Genomic DNA, 14120 nt, shown 5'->3' with positions numbered 1-14120 from the left:
CGGGGACTCCTCGGTCGTCCTCAGGTGTGTTTCATCGCTCCCAACTGTCCGGACGGGAAAGGGCTGGAGCGAGCCGATTAGCGGCTGGTATCGTCGCGATCTTCGGCCGGCGGCACGCCGCCGCGCACGGAGTCCTGACGGGGTCGACCTCCATGCCCTCACCTGCCCTTGACGCCGCTCTCGCGGACATCGACACGGTCTTCAACGGGTTCGCCAGCCCTACGGAGATCGGCTGCGAGCGGTGCTTCGATCCGCAGGAGACGGCGTATCTGCGCACGCCGTACACGCGTGTGCCCGCCGACCTGGTCCGCAGGTTCGTCTTCAAGGTCCCCGATCACTTCGAGGACCACGCCGCCGTGATGCGGCGCCTGCTGCCGCAGACGGCGCGGGCGATGGCGGACGGCAGCATGGACGTGGCGTGGTGGGGGCACGGGCTGACCCGCGTGGACTGGCACTCCTGGCCGACGGAGCAGTCCGACGCCATCCAGGCGTTCCTGACCGCCTGGTGGCGGGATGCCCTCGCGTCCCCCGAGCCGCCGCATCCGGTCACCGACGTATTCGACTCCTGTTCCTCGATCGCCGGGACCGTGACCCCCTTCCTTGCCGACTGGATCCGGCATCCCGTCGCCGACACACACCTCGTGTCCTGCGCACGCCGGTGGATGGCCGACCTCCTCGCCGATGACCTGCCGCTCACCTGCGGGTTCGACGAGGGCAAGGAGGGGGCCGTCGCGGAGTTGCAGTCCTGGTTCGCTCGCAACGCTCCCGCCCGCCTCCGCGCCCAAGGCGAGCCCGGCCTCGCGACGGAGGCCGAACTCCTCGCCCTGCCCTACGACGACCGCTGGGCCCACCCGTACTGGTACAAACCCTCCGCCACCAACTGAGCGTTGGACCCGGCCCGTTCCCCGTCCGGCAGGACCAGCGTGTCCTCCAGGCCGATGCGCGTCGCCAGCCCCAGCCGCCCCGCCAGTCGCAGCACCGGCCACGCCCCTGCGTCCTCCCCGTGCAGCAGCACCGGACGGCCGAACGCCGCGCCCAGGTCGGTCAGCAGCGCATGCGCGGACTCCTCGGCCGTCTTTGCCGAGGTGTCCCTCACCTCGGCCAGCACCCGCAGCACCTTCGGCCCGAGCGGCGAGACCGCGAACCGCGCCGCCCCGTCCGTGCCCGACCAGATGCCCGCCTCCACGCCCACGCCCCGCTCCAGCAGCGCCGCCGCCACCTCCTCGGCGCCCGGCTCATGCCAGTTGACCGAGGCGTGGTCGGGGAGCACCGGGAGCACCGTCCAGCTCCGGATCCGCGCCACCCGGTCCGCCGCATCCGGTTCCGCCCACGCGCCCGTCGTCACGCCGACCGGCACCGGCACCCGGGCCCGTATCGCCTCCAGCGTCGGAGCGAGCACGCGCGGCGACAGGCTGTCCTGTCCGCAGGGAGTCTTGGGGTGGACATGGATGTCCGTGGCCCCCGCCGCGACGGCCTCGGCCGCGGAGTCGGCCAGTGCCTCCGGTGAGAGAGGCACCACCGCACCGTCGCCCGCCCCTCGGGGCCCGTTCAGACACACCTGGATCATGGCTCGATGGTGCCAGCCGCCACTGACAACGGGGGCGGTTGACAAGGCACCGGCAACGGGAGTGAGAAGGCGAGGCAGCGAACTTACGGCGCCAAATAGGGGGTGCGGCATCCCCAGCGCACCCCCGTCGTACTAGGCGGACATCAGCAGCCGCCGTTCGCGCCGCGACGCCGACAGCGCTTCGGGCGTGAGAACCGGACGCGGCACCACGATTCCGCAGTCCGTGCAGACGGGCCCCGACGACGGTTCATGGGCCAGGTCGTACTGCCAGATCAGCCGCTCACCGCCACACACCGGGCACTCCGAGCCCGGTTCGCGCTCCAGCGCGGAGATCAGTCGGCGCAGCACCTCGGCCAGTGGTTCATGCGGGTGGACCCGGGGGTTGTCGCACCAGGCGACTCCGAAACCGCCCCAGGTCAGCCGGTGCCAGTCGTCCACGGTGCCCGGCCTGCGCAGTCCGTCGTGCTTTTCCCTTTTGCGTCGCTCGGCGAAGTCGACCTCGTAGGCCAGCCAGACCGAACGCGCTTCCTCCAGCTCGTCCAACGCGGCCACGAGCCGCGCCGGATCGGGGGACCGGTCCTCCGGACCGAACCCTGCCCGGGAGCACAAGTGGTCCCAGGTCGCCCGGTGCCCATAAGGGGCGAACCGCTCAAGGCACTTACGCAGCGAGTAGCGCCGCAGCGCCAGATCGCACCGTGGGTCTCGCACCTGTCTCGCCAGACTCCGGAAACCGGCCATCGCCCTGCACCTCCGTCACATCTGCACCTGTACTTCGGTCACTTCGGCGTTGTCGCACGGACTTCGCGCGACGTTGACGAATAGACGTATCGACAAGCGATTTGGCTCCATTCGATTTCCGATGACCTCCATAGCGCGCCCTGGTGACTTCAAAAAGTGACGCATGTTCATCTTCAATCCCGGGGATACCGCCGGTAACATCCGGCCCACCCTCGTCGGTAGGAGCTGCCATGCCACGGCGTACCCCACGCAACGCCCTCGACAGACTGAGAACTCCCGGCAGGTTCCCCGGGTTCCTGAAGACGGCATCCATATGCGCCCTGATTGCCGGTCTTTTGTCGCCACTTTCCCAAGCCGCGACCGCGCCCGATGCCGCGGCGGCCGAGGCCACGGCCGCGAACGACTACTGCGGGAACCAGTGCTCCGACATCCTGCCACCCGGCCAGAACGGCAACGCCACCCTCGCCCAGATCCTGCTCAACCAGGCCTTCGGCACCCAGCCCGAACACGCCGCGGACCAGCTGGGCCCCTACGCCAACCTGGCCAAGGGCTACTCCGGTCTGACCAACGCGACGATCAACAACTTCTTCAACGACGCCTCGTTCGGCGTCCCGTCCGATCAAGTGGCCTCCACCGTGAGTCCCGCCGGGCGCAGTGACGTGACGATCGTCCGTGACAAGAAGACGGGTGTGCCGCACATCACCGGTACCACCAGATACGGCACGGAGTTCGGTGCCGGCTATGCGGCCGCCCAGGACCGGCTGTGGCTGATGGACGTCTTCCGGCACGTCGGACGCGGTCAGTTGACCTCGTTCGCCGGCGGCGCGGCGTCCAACCAGGGCCTTGAGCAGGAGTTCTACCGCCACGCGCCGTACACCGAGGCAGATCTGCAGGCACAGATCGACAACGCCGTCGCCGCGGCCGGCGCCCGGGGCGAGCAGGCCCTCGCCGACGTCAACGCCTACGTCGCCGGCATCAACTCCTACATCGACGCCTCCGACAGCGGCCGCTACTTCCCCGGCGAGTACGTCCTGACCGGTCACAAGGACTCGGTCACCAACGCCGGCACGATCGAGCACTTCAAGCCCACCGACCTGGTCGCCCTGGCGTCCGTGATCGGCGCCCTGTTCGGCTCCGGAGGCGGCGGCGAGGTCAACAACGCCGTGTCCCTGCTGGCCGCCCAGGAGAAGTACGGCGTGGCCGAGGGCACGAAGCTGTGGGAGTCGTTCCGCGAGCGCAACGACCCGGAAGCGGTCGTCACCGTCCACGACAAGAGCTTCCCGTACGCCACCAAGCCCGCCGACCCGCAGGGCGAGGCCCTGCCCGACGCCGACTCGGTGACCGAGGAACAGCTGGTCTACGACCGTACGGGCAGCGCGGCCGGCTCCGCCGCGACCACCGCCTCCACCACAGCGGCCGAGACCGCCATGACCTCGGCCAAGCGCGGCATGTCCAACGCCCTCGTGGTGAGCGGCGAACACACCGCGAGCGGCCACCCGGTCGCCGTCTTCGGCCCGCAGACCGGCTACTTCGCACCCCAGCTGCTCCTGCTCCAGGAGATCCAGGGCCCCGGCATCAGCGCCCGCGGCGCCTCCTTCGCCGGCCTGAGCATGTACGTCGAGCTCGGACGCGGCCAGGACTACTCGTGGAGTGCCACGACCTCCGGCCAGGACATCATCGACACCTACGCAGTCGAGCTGTGCCAGGACGACTACCACTACCTGTACCGCGGCACCTGCACCGCGATGGAGAAGGTCGAGCAGAAGAACGCCTGGAAGCCGACGACCGCCGACGGGACCGCCGAGGGCTCGTACACGATGCGGGTCTGGCGCACGAAGTACGGTCCCGTCACACACCGCGCGACCGTCGGCGGCAAGAAGGTCGCCTACACCACCCTGCGCTCGTCCTACCTGCACGAGGCCGACTCGATCATCGGCTTCCAGATGCTGAACGACCCGGACTACGTCAAGGGCCCGGAGGACTTCCAGAAGGCGGTGCAGCACATCAACTACACCTTCAACTGGTTCTACGCCGACTCCGCGCACACCGCCTACTACAACAGCGGCGACAACCCGGTCCGGGCGACCGGCGTCGACGCGGAGTTCCCGGTGTGGGCGCAGTCGGCGTACGAGTGGCGGGGCTGGGACCCGACGACGAACACGGCGCAGTACACCCCGCCGTCGGCCCACCCCAACTCCATCGACCAGGACTACTACATCTCCTGGAACAACAAGCAGGCCAAGGACTACACGACCGCTCCCTGGGGCGACGGCTCGGTCCACCGCGGCAACCTGCTGGAGAACCGGGTGAAGAAGCTGGTCGCCGCGGGCGGCGTGACCCGGTCCTCGCTGGTGAAGGCGATGGCTGACGCGGGCCTGGCCGACCTGCGGGCCGAGGACGTGCTGCCGGACCTGCTCAAGGTTGTGGGCAGCTCCACGGTGACCGACTCCACGGCCGCGGCGGCCGTGAGCAAGCTCCAGGCGTGGATCTCGGCGGGCGCCAAGCGCACCGAGACGTCGGCCGGCTCGAAGACGTACGCCGACGCCGACGCGATCCGCATCCTGGACGCGTGGTGGCCGCTGCTGGTCAAGGCCGAGTTCGAACCGGGCCTCGGGAGCGAGCTGTACGGCGCGATGACGAACAACCTGCCCATCGACGAGTCCCCGTCCGCCGCACACGGCCCGACCGGCTCGCACGCCGGAAGCTCCTTCCAGTACGGCTGGTGGAGCTACGTCGACAAGGACATCCGGGCCGTGCTGGGTGAGTCGGTGCAGGGTCCGCTCGACCGGAAGTACTGCGGCGGCGGCAGCCTCAGCGCCTGCCGGGACATCCTGATCAGCACCCTGAAGGAGGCCGCCGGCAAGACCGCGGCCCAGGTCTACCCCGGCGACGACCAGTGCTCGGCGGGCGACCAGTGGTGTGCCGACTCGATCGTCCAGCGGACACTGGGCGGCATCAAGCACTCCAAGATCAGCTGGCAGAACCGGCCGACCTATCAGCAGGTGGTGGAGTTCACGTCACATCGGTGACGTGTGAGGTGACGTATGAGCGGCGGCGGGTCAGCGGATGCGGCCCGCCGCCAGCACCACTTGCGCCAACTCCCGGTGCACGATGTCGCTGTGCGCTCCCGCCGGCGGTCCGCCACGTTGGACGACCGCCGCCGCGTCGATGTTCACGCACCCCGAAGCGGGCAGCTCTGCCCTCAGCACGTCGGGCAGCCTGAGCGACCGTGTCCCCGGCACCGCCTGCACCCCGTCGTGCCCCATCGCACCCCACTTGGCACCCAGCATCCGGCCGATGTCCACAGCCGCGATGCCTCGCGCGTCCCGCGCCATGCGGGAGGCCAGCGGATACATCGTGGACAGGGCCGCGTCGTGCCGCGAGTAGCAGCACACCAGCGGTCCGTCGATACGGTTGTGCTGGCCCTCCAGCACCCCGCCCGCCCGCGCGTCGTGCGGCAGCCGGGACGCGAACGCGTAGTGCGAGAAGGCGCCTTGGAGCAGTGTCACGGACTTCACCGTGCGCACGCCCTTCGGCAGCCCTCGCAGAGCGAACGACACCAGCCGCGCGCCGAAGCTGTGCCCGACCAGATGCACCCGCACCTCGGGCGAGCGCGCGGCCAGCTGCCCGACCACCCGGCCGAGCCCACGCTCACCGACCGTCCCCGCGCGCCGCTTCATGGCGTAGTACGTCGCCTGCCGCAGCAGTTCGTGCGCACCCTCCCAGGGGTTCGGCAACGAGAAGGTGGCCGCACCGTCCGGCGTTCCGTTCGGCGCTTCGAGATGCGTCAGCGCCTGCGCGAACTCCTCGCACACGGCAGCCGTGGACGCCGAGAACATGTCCGGCGAGCTCTGCGGCACCCCCTCCGCCAGGGTGTCCGCCGCGAACAGCGCCTGCGGCCCCGGCGGCACGATGTCCACCAGCATCCGCACCAGCCGCCCGAACTCCTCCAACTCGGCTTCCTCGCGCGGCTGCTGGTCCAGCATCCGCGCGATCTGGTCGATCACCGTCGCCCGCCCCGGGAACGTCTCCAGCAGCGCGTGCCGCGTGTCCTTGTCGAGCGCCGGGCGGCGGGGCATCTCGGCCGCCACGGCCCGCGGAAAGTCCGGGATCGGCTCGTCCGAGAACCGCATCGACGGCCAGACCACGCCCACGTACCCGATCTTCGCCGCCGGAGCGAGCTGCGGGATCGGCGCGAAGAAGCGGTCGTAGAGCCGGGTCGCCCCCGAGCGGTCGGTGTTCCAGCCGTGCGCGAAGACGATCAGATCACGGACGTGGTGCTGCGCCACCCCGGCCAGCACCCGGTCCCGCTTGCCGGCGTCCGGGTCCCCGTCCGCGTCGAAGGTCAGCTCCCAGTAGGGAGTCACGCTCACTGCCGGATTCGCCATCACAGGCCCCCTGTCCCCCGTAGTGGTGCGATACGGGCGCATCGTCCTGCTACCGGGCGCAAATGGCCATACGTCGTCACTCATCCGGGGCACACAATGGGGGCGCTCATTTGTACAGCAGGTACTCCCTGCGGACCCGCCGGAACGCCGCCAGCTCCTGCTGCCAGCCCGCCACCACCTCGTCGGCGCTCGCGCCCGCGTCGATCATCGTGCGCACCTGGGCGGAGCCGGTGAGCTTGTCGATCCAGTTGTCGGGGCGCCAGCCGAAGCCGCTCCAGGCCTTCTTGGCGGTCACGAGCAGGGCGATCCCGGTGCGGACGGGGTCGTACGCGGCCCGGTCGTGCACATGGATCTGTACGCCGCCGATGGTCTTGCCCTGGAACTTCGAGAACGTGGGCGCGAAGTAGGCCTCCCTGAAGTGCACGCCGGGCAGGTCGAGTTCGCTCACGGAGGCCGCCCAGCGTCCGTCGATGCCTTCCGCGCCCAGCAGTTCGAACGGGCGGGTGGTGCCGCGCCCCTCCGACAGGTTCGTGCCTTCGAAGAGGCAGGTCCCCGAGTACACCAGCGCGGTGTCCGGGGTCGGCATGTTCGGGCTCGGCGGCACCCACGGCAGGCCCCAGGCGTCGTAGAACTCGGACCGTTTCCAGCCCGTCATCCGTACGGTCTCCAGGGGGACCGGGGTGGTGAGGAACTCCCCGTTGAACAGGCGCGCCAGCTCGGCGACCGTCATGCCGTGCGCCTGGGAGATGGGCCGGCGGCCGACGAAGGTGGCGAACTCCTCGTGGAGGACGGGGCCTTGGGCCGAGCGACCGGTCACGGGGTTCGGGCGGTCGAGTACGACGAAGCGTTTGCCCGCGAGTTGGGCCGCCTCCATGCAGTCGTAGAGCGTCCAGATGTACGTGTAGAAGCGGGCGCCCACGTCCTGGATGTCGAAGACGATCGTGTCCACGCCGGACGCGGTGAAGATGTCGGCGAGGGGGCGGCCGCTCTTCAGGTACGTGTCGTAGACCGGGAGGCCGGTTGCCGGGTCGTCGTAGCGGCCCTCGGAGCCGCCGGCCTGGGCGGTGCCGCGGAAGCCGTGTTCGGGGCCGAAGACGGCCGCTAGGTTCACCCGGTCGTCGGCGTGCATGACGTCGACGATGTGACGTACGTCGCGGGTTACGCCGGTGGGGTTCGTCACGATACCGACGCGCTGGTCGTCGAGGACGGCGTAGCCTCCGGCGACGAGGCGCTCGAAGCCGGTTTGCCTGCGGCGGTCGGCCGAGTGGGCCGGTGTGGCCGTGGGGAGGGAGATTGCCGCCGTTGTCGCTGCGAGTAGGGCTCGTCTGGATAGGCGCATGAGGTGCAAGGTATGCGCTCCCGCAGGTTGTGGGGAGAGGGCGTGGCAGTACCCCTTTCTTGTTACATACCGACCGGTTAGTCTGGTCGCCGCAGGAGAGCCGCAGCCGAAGGAGACCGATGGTGGAAGCCGTGCAGGACGCCCGAGTGGTCGTCACCGGAGCGGGGGGCGGTATCGGGGCCGCGCTGGCCCGTCGGTTCGCTGCCGAAGGAGCCCGGGTCGTTGTCAATGACCTGGATGCCGGGAAGGCCGAAGCGGTCGCCGATGAGATCGGCGGCATCGCGGTTCCCGGTGATGCCTCCGCCATCGTCGCCGATGCCCGGGACGCGCTCGGCGGCGCGGTCGACGTCTACTGCGCCAACGCCGGCGTCGCCTTCGGTGGGCCGGACGTGGCCGACCTCGCCGATGCGAAGTCGTGGGAGCTGTCCTGGGACGTCAACGTCATGGCCCACGTCCGTGCGGCCCATGAGCTGCTCCCCGAGTGGCTGGAGCGGGGCAGCGGGCGCTTCGTGTCCACCGTCTCCGCCGCCGGGCTGCTCACCATGATCGGCGCCGCGCCCTACGCCGTCACCAAGCACGGCGCCTATGCCTTCGCCGAGTATCTGTCGCTGACGTACCGCCACCGTGGGATCAAGGTCCACGCCATCTGCCCGCAGGGCGTGCGCACCGACATGCTCGCCGCCACCGGCAGCGCGGGCGACCTGGTGCTCCACCCGACGGCCATCGAGCCGGACGACGTCGCGGACGCCCTGTTCAAGGGCATGGAGGAGGACCGTTTCCTGATCCTGCCGCACCCCGAGGTCGCCGGGTTCTACCAGGCGCGGGCCACCGAACCGGACCGCTGGCTGACCAGCATGAACCACCTCCAGCAGAAGTGGGAGGCGAACCGGTGACCGACGCCTCCGCCTACGCGGCCAAGCCCTGGCTGGCCCTGCTCAGCGACGCCCAGCGCGCCCCGATCGACCCGGCCGACACCCTCGTGCACGCCCTGCGCCGGGTGGTCGCCGAGACCCCGGAGCGCACTTTCCTCGCCTACTTCGACGGCCGCCTGACCTACCGCGAGGTCGACGAGCTCAGCGACTCCGTCGCCGGACACCTCGCCGCCCGCGGCCTGGAGCGCGGCGACCGGGTGGCGATCCTGCTGCAGAACTCCCCGCACTTCGTGCTCGCGCTGCTGGGCGCCTGGAAGGCGGGCGCGATCGTCGTGCCCGTCAACCCGATGTACAAGTCGGGGGAGGTCGGTCACGTCCTGCGGGACGGTGAGGTGGCCGCACTGATCTGTTCCGACCGGGCCTGGGAGTCGTACCTGCGTGAGACGGCGGCCGGGTCGCCGGTGAGGATCGCACTCACCGGCTGTGAGTTGGATTTCCAGACTCGCAACGACGCGCGCGTGCTGTCCTTCGAGCGGCTGCCGCAGGCCGACGACGCCGAGGACCTGGCGGTCGTCGCACGCGCCGGGCACAAGGCGCCGCAGGGCCGTGACCTCGGCCCGTCCGACATCGCGCTGATCAGCTACACCTCGGGCACCAGCGGCACCCCCAAGGGCGCCACCAACACGCACGGCAACATCATGTACAACGCCGAGCGGCAGCGGACCGGACTGGAGCTGCCCGAGGCGCCCGTCTACTTCGCGATGGCGCCCCTGTTCCACATCACCGGGATGGTCTGCCAGCTCGGCGCCTGTCTCGACAGCGCGGGCACGCTCGTGCTGGCCTACCGCTTCGAGGCGGGTGTCGTGCTCGACGCGTTCGCCGAGCACGCGCCCCACTACACCGTCGGCCCGTCGACCGCGTTCATGGCGCTGGCCGCCCACCCGGCGGTCACCCGCGACCACTTCGCCTCCTTCCGGATGATCTCCTCCGGCGGCGCCCCGCTGCCGCCCGCCCTGGTGGAGAAGTTCCGGGCCGGCCTGGGGCCGTACATCCGCAACGGCTACGGCCTCACCGAGTGCACCGCCCCCTGTGCCTCCGTCCCGCCCGGCCGGGAGGCCCCCGTCGACCCGGTCTCCGGGACGCTCGCCGTGGGCCTGCCGGGGCCCGAGACGGTCGTACGGATCGTCGGCGACGCGGGCGAGGAGGTGCCGTTCGGCGAGCAGGGCGAGATCCTCGTACGCGGTCCGCAGGTCGTGCCCGGCTACTGGCGGCGCCCCGACGCCACCGCCGAGACCTTCCCGGACGGCGAACTGCGCACCGGCGACATCGGCTTCATGGACGCCGACGGCTGGCTCTACGTCGTCGACCGCAAGAAGGACATGATCAACGCGTCCGGCTTCAAGGTCTGGCCGCGCGAGGTCGAGGACGTGCTCTACACCCACCCGGCGGTGCGCGAGGCGGCCGTCGTCGGGGTGCCCGACGGATACCGCGGAGAGACCGTCAAGGCGTACATCAGCCTCCGTCCGGGTGCGGAAACGGACCCCGACGCACTCGCCGCGTACTGCAGGGAGAGACTGGCCGCCTACAAATATCCCCGTCAGGTGGAGATCCTGCCCGACTTGCCCAAGACGGCAAGTGGGAAGATCCTCCGTCGGGAACTTCGTTCCCGCGCCAACGACGGCTAGACAACAGCCAGACATCTCGGAAAGGCAGGTGGCGGCACAGTGGCCAGGACGACGGACGGTGACGGTACGCCCGTCCCGCAGCGGCTGCTCGCCGCCGCCACCCGGCTCTTCGCAGAGCAGGGCTACGACCGCACCTCGGTGCAGGAGATCGTCGAGGCGGCCGGCGTCACCAAGGGGGCGCTGTACCACTACTTCGGCTCCAAGGACGACCTCCTGCACGAGGTGTACGCGCGCGTGCTGCGCCTCCAGCAGGAGCGCCTGGACGCCTTCGCGCAGGCCGACGAGCCGGTGGAGCAGCGGCTGCGGGCCGCGGCGGCGGACGTCGTGGTGACGACCATCGACAACCTCGACGACGCGATGATCTTCTGGCGGTCCATGCACCACCTGAGCCCGGAGAAGAACAAGCAGGTGCGCGCCGAGCGCCGGCGCTACCACGAACGCTTCCGCGCGCTCGTCGAGGAGGGCCAGAAGGCGGGCGTCTTCTCGAAGGCGACCCCCGCCGACCTGGTCGTGGACTACCACTTCGGGTCCATCCACCATCTGTCGACCTGGTACCGCCCGGACGGCCCGATGAGCCCCCAGGAGGTCGCGGACCATTTGGCGGACTTGCTGCTGCGGGCGCTGCGTCCCTGAGGGCCGAGAAGTTTCTCGCCCCCGCCAGGGGGCTCTGCCCCCTGGGACGGGACGGGTAGGGGCGGCGGGGGCGAAAAACCCCTGGCCGCCCCACGGAGTCACACGTACTTCTTCAACTCCCGCCGCGCCAGCGACCGCTGATGCACCTCGTCCGGACCGTCCGCGATCATCAGCGTCCGCGCGCCCGCATACAGCTCGGCCAGCGGGAAGTCCTGGCTGACACCGCCCGCGCCGTGCAGCTGGATCGCCCGGTCGATGATGTCGACGACCGCACGCGGGGTGGCGATCTTGATGGACTGGATCTCCGTGTGGGCGCCCCGGTTGCCGACGGTGTCCATCAGCCAGGCCGTCTTCAGCACCAGCAGCCGCAGCTGCTCGACCGTCACGCGCGCGTCGGCGATCCAGTTGTGCACCACGCCCTGCTGGGCCAGCGCCTTGCCGAAGGCCGTACGGGACACGGCCCTGCGGCACATCAGCTCGATCGCCCGCTCCGCCATGCCGATCAGCCGCATGCAGTGGTGGATACGGCCGGGCCCGAGCCGCGCCTGGGCGATGGCGAAGCCCCCGCCCTCCTCGCCGATCAGGTGGGACACCGGCACACGCGCGTGGTCGAAGATCACCTCGGCGTGGCCGCCGTGGTAGTGGTCCTCGTAGCCGAACACCTGCATCGCGCGCTTGACGGTGACGCCCGGGGTGTCGCGGGGCACCAGGACCATGGACTGCTGGCGGCGGATGTCCTCGCCGTCCGGGTCCGTCTTGCCCATCACGATGAAGATCCTGCAGTCCGGGTTCATCGCCCCGGAGATGTACCACTTGCGCCCGGTGATGACGTACTCGTCGCCGTCCCGCTCGATGTGCGTGGTGATGTTGGTGGCGTCCGAGGAAGCCACCTCCGGCTCGGTCATCGCGAACGCCGAGCGGATCTCCCCGGCCAGCAGCGGCTCCAGCCACTGCTTCTTGTGCTGCTCGTCGCCGAACTGCGACAGCACTTCCATGTTCCCGGTGTCCGGCGCCGCGCAGTTCAGCGCGGTGGGCGCGAGCTGCGGGGAGCGGCCGGTGATCTCGGCGAGCGGGGCGTACTGGAGGTTGGTCAGCCCGGCGCCGTACTCGGCGTCGGGGAGGAAGAGGTTCCACAGCCCCTGCCTGCGCGCCTCGGCCTTGAGCTCCTCGACCACGGCCGGGGTGTCCCACGGCGAGGCCAGCTGTGCGCGCTGCTCCTCCGCCACGGCCTCGGCCGGATAGACGTACTCGTCCATGAAGGCCAGCAGCTTGCCGCGCAGTTCCTCGGTACGCGCGTCGAACGCGAAGTCCATGTGCGTCAGCCTTCCTGAAGAGTGTTCAGACCGTGCTCGATGAAGACGGGAACCAGGTCGCCGATGCGGTCGAAGCCGCGGCCGACCGTCTGGCCCAGCGTGTAGCGGTAGTGGATGCCCTCCAGGATCACGGCGAGCTTGAACCAGGCGAACGCCGTGTACCAGGCGACCGCGGAGACGTCGCGCCCCGAGCGCGCGGCGTACCGCTCGATCAGTTCGGCGGGCGCGGGATGGCCGGGAGCCTCGGCGGTCGTGGAGACCGGGGAGTTCGCCATGCTCAGCGGGATGCTGTACATCACCAGCAGGCCCAGGTCGGTCAGCGGATCGCCGAGCGTGGACATCTCCCAGTCCAGGATCGCCTTGATCCGGTCGTCCTCACCGATCAGGACGTTGTCCAGCCGGTAGTCGCCGTGCACGACGGCCGGGGCGGGGGAGGTGGGCAGCCGCCGTCCGAGGGTCGCGTGCAGCTCGTCGATGCCGGCCAGGTCGCGGTTGCGGGAGGCGTCCAACTGCTTGCCCCAGCGGCGCAGTTGCCGGTCCAGGAAGCCCTCGGGGCGGCCGAAGTCCGCGAGCCCCACCTCCGCCGGATCCACCGCGTGCAGCTCGACGAGCGTGTCCACCAGCGACAGCACCGCGCCCCGGGTGCGCTCCGGGCCGAGCGGGGCCAGCTCGTCGGCGGTGCGGTACGGGGTGCCCTCGACGAACTCCATGACGTAGAACGGCGCCCCGAGCACCTCCTCGTCCTCGCACAGCAGCACCGGCCGCGGCACCGGTACGTTCGTCGGGTGCAGCGCGCTGATGACCCGGTGCTCGCGCTTCATGTCGTGCGCGGTGGCGAGAACGTGGCCGAGCGGTGGACGCCGTACGACCCACTTCGACGTGCCGTCGGACATCAGGTAGGTGAGGTTCGATCGTCCGCCCTCGATCAGCCGGCCGGTCAGCGGACCCTGCGCCAGACCGGGCTGCTCGCGCTCGAGCAGGCCGCGCAGCCGGTCGAGATCGAGACCGGGCGGATGGTCGGGGCTCATACATCGCTCCTCAGGCAGGTGAACCGGACCTGACTCATGATGCCGACCAGTCGGTATGTAGTCCAGTGCGGAAGTCGAACGTGATCGGGGCCACGATAGGCCGACAGCTCCCCGCGCGGTGCGCCGGGGAGCTGTCGTGGTGCCTTCTCGGCCAGTACGGCCGCGCTCAGTGGTCGTCCCAATGGCCGGCGTGGGCGGCGTGCCGGTGGCCGTCGTGGACGTAGTCGACGTGGTCGCCGTGCAGGACGCTCTCGTGCCCGCAGTCGGCGCCGTGCTGATGGGTGTGGCCCTCGTGCGCGACGTGTCCTTCCGACTCGCACTCGTCCCAGTGGCCGCTGTGCTCGCGGTGGAGGTGGCCGTCGTGCGCGTAGTCGGTGTGGTCGCCGTGCGGTACCGCGGTGTGCCCGCAGTCGGCGCCGTGGCTGTGCGTGTGGGAGGGGTGTTCCACGTGCAGGGTGGTCATGGTGCTCGCCTTCGGAGGTGCAGGTGGTGACGACGGACAGGCTGCCACGCGAACGGCGCATATCGGGTTATTCGGCTTGCGTGGCGTCCTGTGA

12 protein-coding genes are annotated in these 14120 nt (G+C 70.2%); 5 read left to right on the top strand and 7 right to left on the bottom strand.

All coding sequences use genetic code 11. From position 1 onward, the window contains the following. The first annotated feature begins 152 nt into the window (after nucleotides 1–152). Nucleotides 153–884, top strand: a complete 732-nt coding sequence (locus tag PBV52_RS09190; protein ID WP_274237800.1) for a hypothetical protein — start codon at nucleotides 153–155, stop codon at nucleotides 882–884. Here PBV52_RS09190 and PBV52_RS09185 read toward each other — a convergent pair. Together PBV52_RS09185 and PBV52_RS09180 are read right to left on the bottom strand one after the other, a co-directional pair. After that, nucleotides 830–1567, bottom strand: a complete 738-nt coding sequence (locus PBV52_RS09185; protein ID WP_274237798.1) for a 3-keto-5-aminohexanoate cleavage protein — start codon at nucleotides 1565–1567, stop codon at nucleotides 830–832. The genes PBV52_RS09190 and PBV52_RS09185 overlap by 55 nt on opposite strands. Before the next feature lie 132 nt (nucleotides 1568–1699). Next, entirely contained in the window at nucleotides 1700–2305 is a 606-nt protein-coding gene (locus PBV52_RS09180) for a hypothetical protein (protein WP_274237797.1), read from the bottom strand. A gap of 230 nt (nucleotides 2306–2535) precedes the next feature. On the opposite strand from PBV52_RS09180, the gene PBV52_RS09175 reads away from it, so the two are divergent. Beyond that, complete coding sequence (locus PBV52_RS09175; RefSeq protein WP_274237796.1) at nucleotides 2536–5334, top strand: penicillin acylase family protein; 2799 nt, start codon at nucleotides 2536–2538, stop codon at nucleotides 5332–5334. Between the two features lie 30 nt (nucleotides 5335–5364). On the opposite strand, the gene PBV52_RS09170 is transcribed toward PBV52_RS09175, so the two are convergent. Both PBV52_RS09170 and PBV52_RS09165 read right to left on the bottom strand, forming a co-directional pair. Further along, a complete protein-coding gene (locus tag PBV52_RS09170; protein WP_274237795.1) occupies nucleotides 5365–6693 on the bottom strand; it encodes a serine-threonine protein kinase in 1329 nt (442 codons plus the stop codon). 106 nt (nucleotides 6694–6799) lie between these two features. Further along, nucleotides 6800–8032, bottom strand: coding sequence for a DUF1343 domain-containing protein (locus PBV52_RS09165; protein WP_274237794.1), 1233 nt, complete (start codon nucleotides 8030–8032; stop codon nucleotides 6800–6802). Between the two features lie 119 nt (nucleotides 8033–8151). On the opposite strand from PBV52_RS09165, the gene PBV52_RS09160 reads away from it, so the two are divergent. Genes PBV52_RS09160 through PBV52_RS09150 form a run of 3 tightly spaced genes read left to right on the top strand, consistent with a single transcriptional unit; the run spans nucleotide 8152 to nucleotide 11222 of the window. Beyond that, on the top strand, nucleotides 8152–8925 hold the full coding sequence (locus tag PBV52_RS09160) for an SDR family oxidoreductase (RefSeq protein ID WP_274237793.1): 774 nt from the start codon (nucleotides 8152–8154) through the stop codon (nucleotides 8923–8925). Further along, a complete protein-coding gene (locus PBV52_RS09155; RefSeq protein ID WP_274237792.1) occupies nucleotides 8922–10589 on the top strand; it encodes a class I adenylate-forming enzyme family protein in 1668 nt (555 codons plus the stop codon). Before PBV52_RS09160 ends, PBV52_RS09155 begins: the two co-directional genes overlap by 4 nt. A 39-nt stretch (nucleotides 10590–10628) precedes the next feature. After that, on the top strand, nucleotides 10629–11222 hold the full coding sequence (locus PBV52_RS09150) for a TetR/AcrR family transcriptional regulator (RefSeq protein ID WP_274237791.1): 594 nt from the start codon (nucleotides 10629–10631) through the stop codon (nucleotides 11220–11222). A gap of 98 nt (nucleotides 11223–11320) precedes the next feature. Here the strand turns inward: PBV52_RS09150 and PBV52_RS09145 are convergent, their stop codons facing one another. The 3 genes from PBV52_RS09145 to PBV52_RS09135 form a co-directional block, all read right to left on the bottom strand. Then, nucleotides 11321–12535 carry an acyl-CoA dehydrogenase family protein gene (locus PBV52_RS09145; RefSeq protein WP_274237790.1) on the bottom strand — a complete coding sequence of 405 codons (1215 nt, stop codon included), beginning with the start codon at nucleotides 12533–12535 and terminating at the stop codon, nucleotides 11321–11323. Between the two features lie 5 nt (nucleotides 12536–12540). Next, nucleotides 12541–13563, bottom strand: coding sequence for a phosphotransferase family protein (locus PBV52_RS09140; protein ID WP_274237789.1), 1023 nt, complete (start codon nucleotides 13561–13563; stop codon nucleotides 12541–12543). A 166-nt stretch (nucleotides 13564–13729) separates the two neighbouring features. Then, entirely contained in the window at nucleotides 13730–14026 is a 297-nt protein-coding gene (locus PBV52_RS09135) for a hypothetical protein (RefSeq protein WP_274237788.1), read from the bottom strand. Between the last annotated feature and the right edge of the window lie 94 nt (nucleotides 14027–14120).

The sequence above is a fragment of the Streptomyces sp. T12 genome, assembly GCF_028736035.1.
Classification (GTDB): domain Bacteria; phylum Actinomycetota; class Actinomycetes; order Streptomycetales; family Streptomycetaceae; genus Streptomyces.
Note: the sequence above shows the minus strand (reverse complement) of the source record. Positions and strands in the feature narration are given on the sequence as shown.

What these genes read in the sequence shown, in the direction of transcription:
- PBV52_RS09190 (WP_274237800.1), top strand. Translation starts at nt 153, where the DNA reads ATGCCCTCACCTGCCCTTGACGCCGCTCTCGCGGACATCGACACGGTC.
- PBV52_RS09185 (WP_274237798.1), bottom strand. Translation starts at nt 1,567, where the DNA reads ATGATCCAGGTGTGTCTGAACGGGCCCCGAGGGGCGGGCGACGGTGCG.
- PBV52_RS09180 (WP_274237797.1), bottom strand. Translation starts at nt 2,305, where the DNA reads ATGGCCGGTTTCCGGAGTCTGGCGAGACAGGTGCGAGACCCACGGTGC.
- PBV52_RS09175 (WP_274237796.1), top strand. Translation starts at nt 2,536, where the DNA reads ATGCCACGGCGTACCCCACGCAACGCCCTCGACAGACTGAGAACTCCC.
- PBV52_RS09170 (WP_274237795.1), bottom strand. Translation starts at nt 6,693, where the DNA reads ATGGCGAATCCGGCAGTGAGCGTGACTCCCTACTGGGAGCTGACCTTC.
- PBV52_RS09165 (WP_274237794.1), bottom strand. Translation starts at nt 8,032, where the DNA reads ATGCGCCTATCCAGACGAGCCCTACTCGCAGCGACAACGGCGGCAATC.
- PBV52_RS09160 (WP_274237793.1), top strand. Translation starts at nt 8,152, where the DNA reads ATGGTGGAAGCCGTGCAGGACGCCCGAGTGGTCGTCACCGGAGCGGGG.
- PBV52_RS09145 (WP_274237790.1), bottom strand. Translation starts at nt 12,535, where the DNA reads ATGGACTTCGCGTTCGACGCGCGTACCGAGGAACTGCGCGGCAAGCTG.
- PBV52_RS09140 (WP_274237789.1), bottom strand. Translation starts at nt 13,563, where the DNA reads ATGAGCCCCGACCATCCGCCCGGTCTCGATCTCGACCGGCTGCGCGGC.
- PBV52_RS09135 (WP_274237788.1), bottom strand. Translation starts at nt 14,026, where the DNA reads ATGACCACCCTGCACGTGGAACACCCCTCCCACACGCACAGCCACGGC.